Below are 13293 nucleotides of genomic sequence, written 5' to 3'. Positions count from 1 at the left end.
TGGCTCCGCAGGTAGGACTCGAACCTACGACCGATCGGTTAACAGCCGATAGCTCTACCACTGAGCTACTGCGGAATAATGAGGACAATTTGTATCTTATAAAAATTCTCTCTGTAAGTCAAGAAGTTTTTAACAACATCTTGTTCAAACGTGACATGTTTATAATATACTGGATTGCGTTTTTACTGTCAAGATGTTTTCGATATCGGTTTGAGTTTCCCTTTACACTTTCCACAGACATATCTTTTTGTATTTATTTGACGCCTTCTTACATATTGAAGTGAACACTCCATACATTCATACTTATAAATCTTTTTTTCCTTCTCTTCATTAATCATTTGTTTACAAAAACGTGGTGCATCAACTTTCTTTAACAACTCACGAAAATCCCTGTCCCTGTGCTTATACCCTCTTCCTGCAATATGTAAGTGATAATGACAAAGCTCATGTTTAATAATCCCGACTAACTCTTCTTCACCATACACTTCGTAATATCGATAATTCAGTTCGATATTATGACTCTTCAATAAATAACGCCCACCAGTTGTACGTAATCTATTATTAAACACTGCTTTATGTAAGAACGGCATCTCAAAGTATTGTAGTGACACTTCTTCCACTAGTCGCTGAATTTCTTGCTCATCCACTCTCATTCCTCCTAAACAAAAAAATATTTTTACACTTTTCTCCCTTCTTATACATATATTAAATAGTACATATACCCATCCTCATGTAAGAAGCGTGGTTTCTAAAAACAAAACATGAATAGAAATCCACTCACCAACCTCTCATCAATAGCATTTTAGATTTTTGAGAGCAGGATTAAACAAGGAGGGATTCCTATGCCTACGTGGCTAAAAAAACAAATGCAACGTGCATATTTCGAAAAAAACCGGTATCAAATTAAATTATTAAATGAATGCTGGTTTTATTATAGCAAAATACATCAAAGCTCATAATCCATTACACTTTTTATTCCATAAAAAAAGAGCAGTTTCATCTGCTCTCTTCTCTTACTATTCAATCGGCAACATAGATAGTGCAACGCGTCCTTTTTTTGTATCAATATCATCTACCCATACTTTTACAATTTGCCCTACTGATACAACATCTAACGGATGCTTTACAAACTGTTTGCTAAGTTTAGAAATATGTACTAAACCATCTTGCTTTACGCCAACATCAACAAAAGCACCAAAATCAACAACGTTACGAACTGTTCCTTCTAGTTCCATACCACGTTTTAAATCTTCTAATTTCAAAATCCCTTTTTTCAGAAGTGGTTTAGGCAACTCATCCCTCATATCTCTTTCTGGACTAATAAGCGCATCTATAATATCAACTAACGTCGGCTCCCCAACTCCTGTTTCTTGAGATAACTTAGAAATCTCTACTTCTTCCAATCTCTTTTGTAATTGCGGTTGTCCTACGTCATCTATCGATAACCCTAGACTCTTCAATAACAATTCAACATTTTTATATTGCTCTGGATGAATACCTGTTCGATCTAATGGATTCGCTCCTTCTAGTATACGTAAGAAACCTATACATTGTTCATACGTCTTTGCACCTAAACGCGGGATTTTCTTTAATTCCGTGCGCTTCGTGAATTTCCCATCTTCTTCTCTCTTTGCCACAATATTTTTCGCAACAGTTTTCGATAAACCTGAAACATATTGTAACAATGCAACCGAAGCCGTATTTACATTAACCCCAACTTGGTTAACAGCTGTTTCTACTACAAATGTTAATGACTCATTCAGTCTCTTTTGAGATACATCATGTTGGTATTGTCCAACCCCAACTGATTTAGGATCAATTTTCACAAGTTCAGCAAGTGGATCTTGCAGACGTCTTCCAATAGAAACGGCACTTCTCTCTTCAACTTGTAAATTTGGGAATTCCTCACGGGCTAAATCAGAAGCTGAATATACACTAGCACCCGCTTCATTTACAATAATATAAAAGACATCTCGGTTCACACTTTGTAATACATCTACTATAAACTCTTCTGTTTCTCTAGATGCTGTCCCATTACCAATTGCAATCATTTCAACTTGATATTTATCTATAATAGAAAGAACTTTCGTTTTTGCATCATCATATTTACGAACAGGTGGATGCGGATAAATAACATCGATATGTAGTACTTTCCCCGTATCATCTACTACAGACAATTTACAACCAGTTCTATATGCCGGATCTACCGCTAGCACGACTTTCCCTTTCATCGGAGGTTGTAATAATAAGTTACGTAAGTTCTCAGAGAAAATATGTATCGCTTGTTCTTCAGCTGTTTCTGTTAATTCTTTACGAATTTCTCTTTCGATTGAAGATTGAATTAATCGTTTATAACCATCTTCAATCGCTAATTGTACATAATGTGCACTTTTCGAATCGTTATTACGAATTACTTTCTTATTTAAGAAAGTTACTATTTCATCTACTGGCGGAACAACAGCAACTCTCAATATATCTTCTTTCTCGCCACGATTCATTGCTAATACACGATGTGGTACTACTTTTTGCAATGGTTCTTCATAACTGTAATACATTTCATATATATTCTTTTCATCTTTTTCTTCATCTTTCACGGACGAAGACATAACACCTTTTCTAAAAGTAACATTTCGAATCCAGCTACGATACGCAGCTTCATCTGAAACCATTTCTGCAATAATGTCTTGTGCACCTTGTAAAGCTTCTTCTGCAGATTGCACTTCTTTCTCTACATTAATAAATTCCACTGCCTTTTTAGCCGGATCTTCTTTCTTATATAACAATAACCATTCAGCTAATGGTTCTAATCCTTTTTCTTTAGCAATTGTCGCTTTCGTTCTTCTTTTCTCTTTATATGGACGATATAGATCTTCTACTTCTTGCAACTTTGTAGCTTTAACAATTTGCTGTCGTAGCTCTTCTGTCAGTTTCCCCTTCTCATCAATAAGACGAAGAACTTCTTCCTTCCTATCTTCAAGTTGCATCATATATTGCCATCTCTCTAAAATCGTACGAATCTGCACCTCATCTAAAGAGCCTGTCCATTCTTTTCGGTAACGAGCAATAAATGGAACTGTGTTACCTTCTTCTGTTAATTGAATAACATGACGAACTTGCTTTTCGGTAAAGCCTAATTCTTTCACTAACATTTTCATTAACGCTTGTCGATTATCTACCATTTCCATATACAACCGTAACCTCCTCTATAATAAAAAAAGTTGCCCTTCAAAGAGAGCAACTTAAACTGCCGATTTAAAAATCTATTAGTCCTAAACTAATCTGTAACGCTTCATCTACACGACTCATCATCACTTCATCCAAATGAGTGATTTTGTCCGTTAAGCGTTGCTTATCGATTGTTCGAATCTGCTCAAGTAAAATAACAGAATCTCTCTCAAAACCATACTTTTTCGCATCAATTTCCACATGAGTGGGTAATTTTGCTTTTTGAATCTGTGCAGTAATAGCCGCTACAATCACCGTTGGACTAAAACGATTTCCGATGTCATTTTGAATGACAAGAACCGGACGAACGCCTCCTTGCTCAGAACCAACAACTGGGGAAAGGTCTGCAAAATACACGTCGCCGCGTTTTACAATCAAAATATTACCCCCCGCTAACTAAGCGTTCTACTGTATGAGCTGCTTCATACTCTGCTAAGAAAGCTTCAGATGCAATACCAAGATTAATTTTTCCCATTTCAATGTACCCACGTCGCATTGATTCATGTTGGTAGCGTTTCTTCGTCTTATGTTGACGCAATAACAATTGTGTTGCCTGGCAAATTAGTTCATGGCGATTCTTATTCTCTTGTTTTCCAATTCCGTCCAATTCCGTTACCATTTGCTTTGGCAACCGAACCACGATTTCAGTAGTTACACTTGATTCGGACACAAAAATACACCTCCACCGTCAACTACACACCCAAATATATATATGACACCTATTGTAATAATACCATTGTATGGAGCCTGTTGCAAAGACTTCCTTATTCCTTGCTTATGTTTTCCAATTCACAAACAAAACATTCATCTTCTTAAATTTTTTATCTCATAACTAACTAAAAACAATAGAACTCCTCTTCAAAACTTACGTGCAACTTATATAAAAAATGATTATAAGTAAAAAGCTTCTCATCAAAAAGAGCTTATTATCCAGCAATGAACAGTCACTCCAATGACAAGAAGCAATCATACTACCTTCTATATATTGTTCAAGTAATTAATTATCTCTACAATCTTACCATTCCGTATAAATATTCTTGGCACACGGAAACTGATCGTTGCAATAATTTCATAATTAATAGTCCCTGAGTATTCCGCAACCTCTGTAGCGCTAATATACTCATCTCCTTGCCTTCCAATAAGCGTAACTTTCGTACCAAGTGGCACTTCACAAGGAAGATGAATCATGAACTGATCCATTGTTACTCGCCCTACAATCGGTACCCTTTTACCATTTATAAGCACTTCAAATCCTTGCAACCTTCTAAGCCACCCATCTGCATAGCCAATCGCTACAGTCGCAATCCATTCTTCCGTTTTCGTTCGGTAGGTGACGTTATAACTAATTCCATCACCTTTAATTACCTGTTTAATATGAGCGACTTTCGTATGAAGTGATAGCGCTGGTTCTAATTCAAATGGTAAAAAAGGACGTATTTCTACAGAAGGAGATAATCCATACATTGCAATCCCAATTCGCACTGCATTAAATGTAATCCCTTGAAAACGTAACGTCGCAGCACTATTAGCTGTATGAACAAACTTAGGATCCACTCCGAATTCTTTCAACCAACTTAACTGCTCTAAGAACGTGTTATATTGCTTATCAAAATACGAAGTCTCAACCTCATCTGCCGTTGCAAAATGCGTGTATACTCCTTCTAACTCTAAAAACGGTGCACCCTCTAAACTCTTTAAAAATTCTTTTAGCTCTTTTCTTTCACGTATTCCAATTCTCCCCATACCACTATCAAAGTTAATATGGAATTTCATTACAGATGAACCATCCCAAAGTTTAATTGCTTCGTCCACCCATTCTTTTTGAAAAACAGTTAGCGCTACATCATTTTCAGCAGCTACATTTACATCACGCGGCGGCGAGGGACCTAACACTAAAATCGGCTCAGTAATACCAGCCCTCCGAAGCACTAAAGCTTCATCTAAAAAAGCAACAGCTAACCTCGTTGCACCTGCTTCTAATGCCGTTTTAGCCACTGGTACATAATCGTGCCCATATGCGTTTGCTTTAACTACAGCAAAAATCTCTACATTACTTGGGATGAACTCTTTAATATGTGTAACGTTGTTATAAATGGCATCTAAATCCACTTCCACCCAAGTGTCACGGTAAAATGGTGCTTCTTCCATAAATACACTTCCTTATACACGATATGCGAAGCTTATTCTTTTATATGCTTCTTTTATGAAATCCACCTTCAAACTAAGAAAAGACGTGGTGCACATATATCACCACGTCTAAGAAGTTTACTTCACCTGCTTCGCTGTAACCGAACGAGCAACCATTAACAGCTCCTTCTGCTCTAAACCTTTAGACACGAGCATATATTCTACTCCGTTATGCGACCACGTTACAGAGTCTTTCGTTAATGCACCAATCGTAAACCCAAGATCAACTGGTTCTCCACTTACACTTACCGCTGATGATGCCTCTGCAACTTTTGCCTTTTCTTGTATTAAAGTAAAGGATTTCTTATTTCCAGTGTATGTGAGTATCGCACGCTTGCCACTGTCTGTCTTCAACTCTTTTTCATCTTGCAGAGTCATACCTTGTGGTGTATCAAGTGGATACAAAATAGCAAACGGTTTGTCTTCTTTCGCTGTTGTTTGAACATCTACCTGTGCTCTAGACATATTTTGTTTCGTATCAAATGCACCTTTATCAAATTTCGCATCGAATTTCACTTTAGAGAAATCTACTTTCACAAGAACATTTTGATCATTATCCATTAACTTCACTGAAACTGGAGTCAAGTCGCTCTTATTCAATGTAATCTCTTGTCTCGGCAACATATTTTGATGTTGATAGTTTGTTTTTGTTTTAAAAATATAATACTTATCTGTTTTCTCAAAAGTAAGGTTTTTCTTGTCCTGCAAAATATCTCTTACAAGTGATTCATATAAATAAGCCTGGCTACTATTTTGCGGCCAATCACTTTGAAAACGGAAGCTCTTATTAAGTGCTGGCGTTAATACAAATACACCTTCTTCATTTCTCAAAATAATTTGGCTCTGATCTTTTTTTGCATTTTTTAAATTCACACGATAAAAAGACGGTTCCTTATGCCAAATCTCTACGTTATACTCTTGAGGCTCATTGCCTGTTTTAATAGATAATTTTGCCTCAGCTTGATAACTTTTCATCCCTTTTACTTTTGATTCTAAATCTCTCACGACATCATCTTGCTTCTTTTCCATACAACCCGCCAACACAAAAACGGTCAACAAACCGACAAGAACTAAAAACAGACGCCTTTTCATCAATTCAGCCCCTTTGCCCCTATAAATGAATGGAAGATGTACCTTCCTTATCGCTACCTCAAATATATGAGACAAAGATATAAAATATGCAGACTAGCGTGACGAGCTTTCTAAAACAACTTGAGCAACAGCAAATTCCTTACTATGACTAATTGATAAATGAACAATATACTCTGTACTTGTAATCAGAATTGGCTTACCTCTTTCATCATTTTTCACTTCAATATCTAAAAAACTCACTTCTTTTCCGATACCAGTACCTACAGCTTTTGAATACGCCTCTTTCGCTGCAAACCTTCCAGCTACAAACTCTGTAAGGCGACTTCCTTTCAGCTCCATAGCAACATTACGTTCATTTTCCGTTAAAATACGTTCCATAAATTTAAGCTTTCCATCTAGCATTTTTTCAATACGATTTAATTCAATAATATCGATACCAATCCCTATAATCATTTCGAAATCCCCTTCTTCTATTTAACTTTCTTCTTTCATATTTATAAGAATAACAGAGAATCTTTCTGATGCAAAAGGGGTGAAAGTAACCGTATGCTAATAAGATCCACTCATATTTCTTTACAACCGACTATTCTTACCTTACTTCTTATTCATTTAGTCATGATGATATTAGGCGACTTTTTTCTCTTACCACTGGCAGCCTCTAATGAATATATCGCTAAAGGAGAATGGTGGCGTGTCATAACTTCTCTTCTCGTACACGTAGACTTACAACATTTTCTTTCTAATAGTATTTTTTTGTTTGCTCTTGGTTCCTCTATCGAAAAGCAACTCGGACACTTTTCTTTTTTTATTCTATTTTTTCTCTCTGGAATTTCCGGAAATATTTCTTCTTATATTATTATGCCGCTTGAATATATTCACGCAGGTGCATCAGGTGGTATTTTCGGACTATTAGGTGCACAGTTATTTTTATTGTACAATCGATACCGCTCTTCAAAACCAAAAGAAATTGCCATTTTCTCAATTATGATTCTTCTATTACTGCTATTTACTTTCTTTAACCCTTCTGCCAATCCGATCAGTCATTTAACAGGTTTAATAACCGGTGGCATTTTAACCCCTTTTTTAACCCAAAAAAACGATGGTGCAAAGCTTATTTAATATAAAAGCTTGCACCATCGATAATTTCTACATCTACTTGTTCACTTAAATCTCTCATTAATTGAAATAAAGACTCATCCTTCATCTTCGCCTCAATCATACAATCAATTTGCGGAACACTTCCCTTTATCCTTCTTAAAAAAGATAAAAATGCGTCTACATTAATATAATCTGCATGGGCTCTTGGATCTTTCCCCTCTCTAGGGCTAGAGATATGCATTTTAACCGGCAACAAAGACGTTTCCCACGTATGAACGACACGTGCCCAATCTTCATACCAATCTTCTTGCTCATTATTCATCATATGGTGATGCAAGTCAAATACGACGGGAATATCTAATTTTTCTCCTAAATATAATGTTTCCTCTAACGTAAAGGTTGTATCATCATTTTCTAATATAATCATTTCTTGAATACTCCTTGGGACATTCGACCAATTCTCTATAAAGCGCTCTAATGCAAGTTCTTTATCTTTATATCCTCCTCCAACATGCAGTATACATCGTTGCTTATGTTCAATCCCCATGCCTTTTAATAATTTTTTGTGCATCTGCAATGTTTTTACAGATTGTTTAAAAACACTCTCCTCAGATGAATTTAGTACAACAAAATGATCTGGATGGAAATCAATTCTCATATTCATATGAACTGCATATTCACCTAGTTTTTTTAAATTTTCTTTTAAAGGACGAATATAGTTCCACTCTAGCAATTCCTCATGATTCGCTAAAGGAATGAGCTTTGAACTGAGCCGAAAGAAAGATATGTCATGCCCTTTATTATGCTTTAATAAACGTAAACAATTTTCTAAATTGGAATTAGCAATTCTTTCAAGTTTACGAATTGCAGCAGCACGATCATCTAATTTCTGAAACTGTGCATACGTCATCGTTTGAGATGGAGATGCATTCTTCAAATGTACACTCATCGCAACGTAACCAAGCCTTACAAGCATATAACAGCCCCTTTTCTATCATAACTATTATGTAGTATGCACAATTATAGAAATAAAAAAAGAGAATGCCCGCAAAGGGCATTCTCTTTTTTTTATTAAGCTTGTGGACGGCTATGATGTTTTCTTTCGCCGCGTCCATTTGAAGAACCAGGGCGACCTTGGCCTTCACCTCTACGACCACGACTACCACCATCACGATTACGATCGCGGTTACCATCACGATTGCGATCACGGTTTCCATCACGGTTACGGTCACGATTACGTCCATCGCCACCGCCGCGTCCATCACGACTACGATTACGGTTACCATCACGGTATCCGCCTCCGTTACCGCCGCGTTTTTTAGAACCGCCACCTCTTGCAACAACTGGTGGTTCTGATGTTAAAGCGATTGGAGTTGTATCCGGCTCTTTTGTCATCATTTTTAAAGCAGCAGCTACTACTGTTACAGAGTCGTTCTCTTCTAACATTTCTTCTGCAATACGCTTGTAGTATGATAAATTTTCATTTTGAATTGTGCTTTGAAGTTTTTCAGCGATTAAACGTTGTTGACCTTCTAATGCTTCGTCAAGTGTCGGTGCTTCCATACGATCAACTTTACGTTTTGTTGTGCGCTCGATATTTTTTAATTGCCCTGATTCACGTGGTGTTACAAATAACATTGCAATACCTTTTTTACCTGCACGGCCAGTACGACCGATACGGTGAACGTATGATTCTGGATCTTGTGGGATATCGAAGTTATATACGTGTGTTACACCTGAAATATCAAGACCACGTGCAGCAACATCTGTTGCAACAAGAACTTCAATAGCACCTTCTTTAAATTTACGTAATACAGACATACGTTTCGCTTGTGTTAAGTCACCGTGAATACCTTCTGCTGCATAACCACGTAAGTTTAACGCTTCTGATAATTCATCAACACGACGTTTTGTACGACCGAATACGATTGCAAGCTCTGGAGATTGAATATCTAGCAAGCGTGTTAACACGTCAAACTTTTTCTTTTCTTGCACTTCTAAATAGAACTGCTGAATGTTTGGCATTGTTACTTCTTTTGCTTTTACTTTAATGTGTTGAGGCTCAGTCATGAAACGCTCAGCAATACGACGGATTGGATCTGGCATTGTCGCTGAGAATAGTAATGTTTGATGTGTTTCTGGCACATCTGTTAAAATTGCTTCAATATCTTCAATGAAGCCCATGTTTAACATTTCATCCGCTTCGTCAAGAACAACAGTCTCTACATTTTGTAAGCGAAGTGTTTTACGGTTAATATGATCTAAAATACGACCCGGCGTACCAACAATAATGTGTGGGTGTTTTTTTAGAGCACGAATTTGGCGGTTAATATCTTGACCACCATAGATTGGTAAAATACGAACGCGTTTATGTTTACCAATTTTGTATAGCTCTTCTCCAACTTGAATTGCTAATTCACGCGTTGGTGCGATAACAATACCTTGAACTGCTTCTTTATTTGTATCCACTTTATCTAATAGTGGTAATCCGAATGCTGCTGTTTTCCCTGTACCTGTTTGCGCTTGCCCAATAATATCTTTACCTTGCAATGCATGTGGAATTGTTTCAGCTTGAATCGGCGTAGCCTCTTCAAAGCCCATACTTTCAACAGATTGCAGTAAAGATTCACTTAATCCTAATTCTCGAAATGTTGTCAATGTTACTTCTCCTTTTCTATCCTATACTTATCATTTAAAAAAAGGCGTTTTCCGAATTTGCGGAAAAGCCCTTTTCCTGAATGCTCACGTATATAAACGGGCGTATATTCTTCGCGAAAATACTTCTAAACGTTATTACACTTTATCAATTATAAGTTTTGTATGTGTAAAAAGCAAACCCAACTGTTACCTTATTTTCATATTCAGAGTTTTTTTCTTCACTTTTATTTTTTTATATTTACTGTAAGCGCTTATTATAAGTTTCTTCTATTTTCGTAACTATCATCCCTATTTATATACACCAATTATTTCAACATCGTAATTACTTCTTCTAACTTCATACCGCGAGATGCTTTTATTAATACAACATCTTTCACATCGACTACTGCTTGTAAATCTTTTACTAACTCTTCTTTATTATCATACGCCTTTACACGTTCATTAGGGAAATTAATTTTCGCTCCTTCAGCAATTTGAGCCCCTAATCTACCGTATGTGAATACATGCGAGATTTTTGCTGGATCGATTAATTTTCCTACCTCATAATGGAACTGCACTTCTTGATCTCCAAGTTCTAACATATCACCAAGCACAACGATTTTTTTAGCAAAACCATCTAAACCATTCATTAAATGGAACGCTGCTTCCATAGCCGTCGGACTTGCATTATAAGCATCGTTGATAATTGTTAAACCACTATTTGTTTTCACAATTTCCATACGCATGCCCGTCATTTGAAGTGTTACTAAACCTTCTTTCATCTCTTCCCACGTTACACCAAAATGTTTCGCAATTGCCATTGAAGCAAGTGTATTATACACATTATGTTTTCCTAACACCGGTAAGTAGAATGAAATATTTTCATCTCTATTCATTTTGAAATGTGTCCCAGTTGCTTGTAATGTTACAGTCGTTGGATAATAATCGTTTGCTCTTGCATCACCAAACGTAACCGTTTCTGCTGCTAAATTCATTTCAGGAACACGATTCGTTAATAAAGGCTCATCTCCGTTATATACGAACACGCCACCTTCTTGTAACCCTGTAACAATTTCTAATTTCGCTTCAGCAATTGCCTCACGAGATCCTAAATCCATTAAATGTGCCTCACCAATATTCGTAATGATAGCTGCATTAGGACGAGCTAACTTAGATAAGAATTCAATTTCGCCTCGGCTTGACATACCCATCTCTAATACTGCTACTTCTGTATTTTCTTCTAAGTTTAAAATGGTAAGAGGTAATCCGATATGGTTATTGAAGTTCCCTTCTGTTTTTTGCACTTTGAATTTAGTCGCAAGAAGACTTGTTACAATATCTTTCGTAGATGTTTTACCGTTACTACCCGTTACACCTACAACTTTAACATCCAATTGATCGCGATAATTTTTCGCTAACATTTGCAATGCCGATAGCGTGTCTTCCACAAAAATAACCGGAAGATTCTCAGGTGGATTCGCTACATCTTTCATCCATAATGTAGCCACAGCTCCATTTTCAACAGCTTTATCTACAAAAGCATGTCCATCGAAGCGCTCCCCTTGAATCGGAACATACAAGTTTCCTTTTTCAATTTTTCTCGTATCAATAGACACGCCTTGAATAGTAATTCCCTCATATTGCTCTTCTAATCCAGTACCATTTACCATCTGTTCCACTTGCTTTAACATTCGCTTTATCATATAGAAACGCTCCTTACATAGAGGAAGCACTATTCCTATGAATAGTGCTTCCTCCTTTTTGTTAGATTGTATATTTAATTTTTTGTTTTTCTTCGTGACGTTCAATCGCTAAACGAATTAGCTCTTCAATTAATTCTGGATACGGTAACCCAGTATGTTGCCATAATAGAGGGAACATACTGAACGGTGTAAATCCTGGCATTGTGTTTACTTCGTTAATATACACTTCTCCATCTTTCGTTAAGAAGAAATCAGCTCGCGTTAAACCTGCACCGTCTAATGATTGGAATGCAATAATCGCATCACGCTTAATTACATTAGATTCTTCTTCTGTCATTTCAGCTGGAATAATTAGCGCCGTATCACCATCGATATATTTCGACTTATAATCATAGAAGTCCTTTTTCGGAACGATTTCACCTACAACTGAACATTTCGGCTCATCATTACCTAGTACCCCAACTTCTACTTCACGACCTACAATATTTTCTTCTACAATAATTTTGCGATCAAATTGGAATGCCTCTACAAATGCATCCTCAAGTTCTTCACGATTTTTACACTTATTAATACCAACACTTGAACCAAGGTTTGCTGGTTTTACGAAGCAAGGATATCCTAACTTATCTTCTACTTTAGAATAAGCTTCCTCACGATTTTTTTCCCATGCACTACGAATAAAGGATGCATATTTTGCTTGTTTTAAACCAGCCTCTGCAAAGATGTTTTTCATAACAACTTTATCCATACCAGCAGATGATGCTAGAACACCATTTCCTACATAAGGGATATTCATTAATTCTAATAGTCCTTGAACCGTTCCATCTTCACCGTTTGGTCCATGTAGTAATGGGAAAATAACGTCAATAGCGTTCTCCTCAGAAGCTGCAGATGGGATAATTTCTGTACTTAATGATAACGGAGAAATCGCATTTTCTGCACCGCTCATTTTTAAAGCTTCAACATCTGTTACTTCACCTTCAATACGCTCACCGCGTACCCATTGACCTTGTTCTGTAATATAAATTGGATGAATCTCGAATTTATCTTGATTTAACGCTTTAATAGCAGCAAGAGCCGTCTGTAGCGAAACTTGATGCTCAGCTGATTTTCCACCATATAATAAACCTAATTTAATTTTCGTCAATGAAATCACCCTAACCAATTGTTTTCATTTTTCTATTTTAGCACTTTTTATAAAAATAGGTAGTTCCTATTTGAAATAAAATGTAACTTCCATAAATAATTAAATAACATCACTTATTGGTTTTTCATTTCATTTTCTATATAGGTACACAAAATAAAATGGCAATCTAATCTAGTTATGTACCTAAAATATGTAGAAATCCCC

At 36.5% G+C, this 13293-nt stretch carries 13 protein-coding genes and 1 tRNA gene; 2 read left to right on the top strand and 12 right to left on the bottom strand.

Going from position 1 to position 13293, the window contains the following annotated elements; translation table 11 throughout:
- Together MKY21_RS01355 and MKY21_RS01350 are read right to left on the bottom strand one after the other, a co-directional pair.
- Positions 1 to 75, bottom strand: a tRNA-Asn gene (locus MKY21_RS01355).
- 113 nt (positions 76 to 188) lie between these two features.
- The gene (locus MKY21_RS01350) at positions 189 to 647 is read right to left on the bottom strand and encodes a SprT family protein (RefSeq protein WP_000344235.1); all 459 of its coding nucleotides are present in this window, start codon (positions 645 to 647) and stop codon (positions 189 to 191) included.
- A gap of 195 nt (positions 648 to 842) precedes the next feature.
- Between MKY21_RS01350 and cmpA the strand changes: the two genes are divergently transcribed.
- Positions 843 to 959, top strand: coding sequence for a cortex morphogenetic protein CmpA (cmpA, locus tag MKY21_RS01345; RefSeq protein ID WP_001143642.1), 117 nt, complete (start codon positions 843 to 845; stop codon positions 957 to 959).
- 57 nt (positions 960 to 1016) lie between these two features.
- On the opposite strand, the gene MKY21_RS01340 is transcribed toward cmpA, so the two are convergent.
- From MKY21_RS01340 to acpS, 6 genes are all read right to left on the bottom strand, one after another.
- A complete protein-coding gene (locus MKY21_RS01340) occupies positions 1017 to 3185 on the bottom strand; it encodes a Tex family protein (protein ID WP_000426240.1) in 2169 nt (722 codons plus the stop codon).
- A 67-nt stretch (positions 3186 to 3252) separates the two neighbouring features.
- Complete coding sequence (gene ndoA / locus MKY21_RS01335; RefSeq protein ID WP_000635965.1) at positions 3253 to 3603, bottom strand: type II toxin-antitoxin system endoribonuclease NdoA; 351 nt, start codon at positions 3601 to 3603, stop codon at positions 3253 to 3255.
- A 4-nt stretch (positions 3604 to 3607) separates the two neighbouring features.
- A complete protein-coding gene (locus MKY21_RS01330; RefSeq protein ID WP_000004570.1) occupies positions 3608 to 3895 on the bottom strand; it encodes an antitoxin EndoAI in 288 nt (95 codons plus the stop codon).
- A 308-nt stretch (positions 3896 to 4203) separates the two neighbouring features.
- Positions 4204 to 5373, bottom strand: coding sequence for an alanine racemase (gene alr / locus MKY21_RS01325; RefSeq protein WP_000390614.1), 1170 nt, complete (start codon positions 5371 to 5373; stop codon positions 4204 to 4206).
- Between the two features lie 117 nt (positions 5374 to 5490).
- Positions 5491 to 6441: a LolA family protein gene (locus tag MKY21_RS01320; protein ID WP_001998927.1), complete on the bottom strand. Its 951-nt coding sequence runs from the start codon at positions 6439 to 6441 to the stop codon at positions 5491 to 5493.
- Between the two features lie 156 nt (positions 6442 to 6597).
- The gene (acpS, locus tag MKY21_RS01315; RefSeq protein ID WP_000583417.1) at positions 6598 to 6957 is read right to left on the bottom strand and encodes a holo-ACP synthase; all 360 of its coding nucleotides are present in this window, start codon (positions 6955 to 6957) and stop codon (positions 6598 to 6600) included.
- Positions 6958 to 7050: 93 nt separating this feature from the next.
- Here acpS and MKY21_RS01310 point away from each other — a divergent pair, with 93 nt between their 5' ends.
- Positions 7051 to 7623, top strand: a complete 573-nt coding sequence (locus MKY21_RS01310; RefSeq protein WP_000908524.1) for a rhomboid family intramembrane serine protease — start codon at positions 7051 to 7053, stop codon at positions 7621 to 7623.
- Here the strand turns inward: MKY21_RS01310 and uvsE are convergent.
- The 4 genes from uvsE to MKY21_RS01290 all read right to left on the bottom strand — a co-directional run bounded on the left by uvsE (position 7616) and on the right by MKY21_RS01290 (position 13089).
- Positions 7616 to 8578 carry a UV DNA damage repair endonuclease UvsE gene (uvsE, locus tag MKY21_RS01305; RefSeq protein ID WP_341075274.1) on the bottom strand — a complete coding sequence of 321 codons (963 nt, stop codon included), beginning with the start codon at positions 8576 to 8578 and terminating at the stop codon, positions 7616 to 7618. The two genes, MKY21_RS01310 and uvsE, sit on opposite strands and share 8 nt — an antisense overlap.
- Positions 8579 to 8673: 95 nt before the next feature.
- Complete coding sequence (locus MKY21_RS01300) at positions 8674 to 10260, bottom strand: DEAD/DEAH box helicase (protein WP_000206600.1); 1587 nt, start codon at positions 10258 to 10260, stop codon at positions 8674 to 8676.
- 305 nt (positions 10261 to 10565) lie between these two features.
- Positions 10566 to 11942 (bottom strand): UDP-N-acetylmuramoyl-tripeptide--D-alanyl-D-alanine ligase, encoded by a 1377-nt coding sequence (gene murF, locus MKY21_RS01295; protein ID WP_000595970.1) that lies wholly within the window; start codon positions 11940 to 11942, stop codon positions 10566 to 10568.
- Between the two features lie 61 nt (positions 11943 to 12003).
- On the bottom strand, positions 12004 to 13089 hold the full coding sequence (locus MKY21_RS01290; RefSeq protein ID WP_000161427.1) for a D-alanine--D-alanine ligase: 1086 nt from the start codon (positions 13087 to 13089) through the stop codon (positions 12004 to 12006).
- Between the last annotated feature and the right edge of the window lie 204 nt (positions 13090 to 13293).

It is taken from the genome of Bacillus sp. FSL R9-9497 (genome assembly GCF_038005805.1).
Classification (GTDB): domain Bacteria; phylum Bacillota; class Bacilli; order Bacillales; family Bacillaceae_G; genus Bacillus_A; species Bacillus_A cereus.
This window is presented reverse-complemented; position numbering and strand designations above follow the sequence as displayed.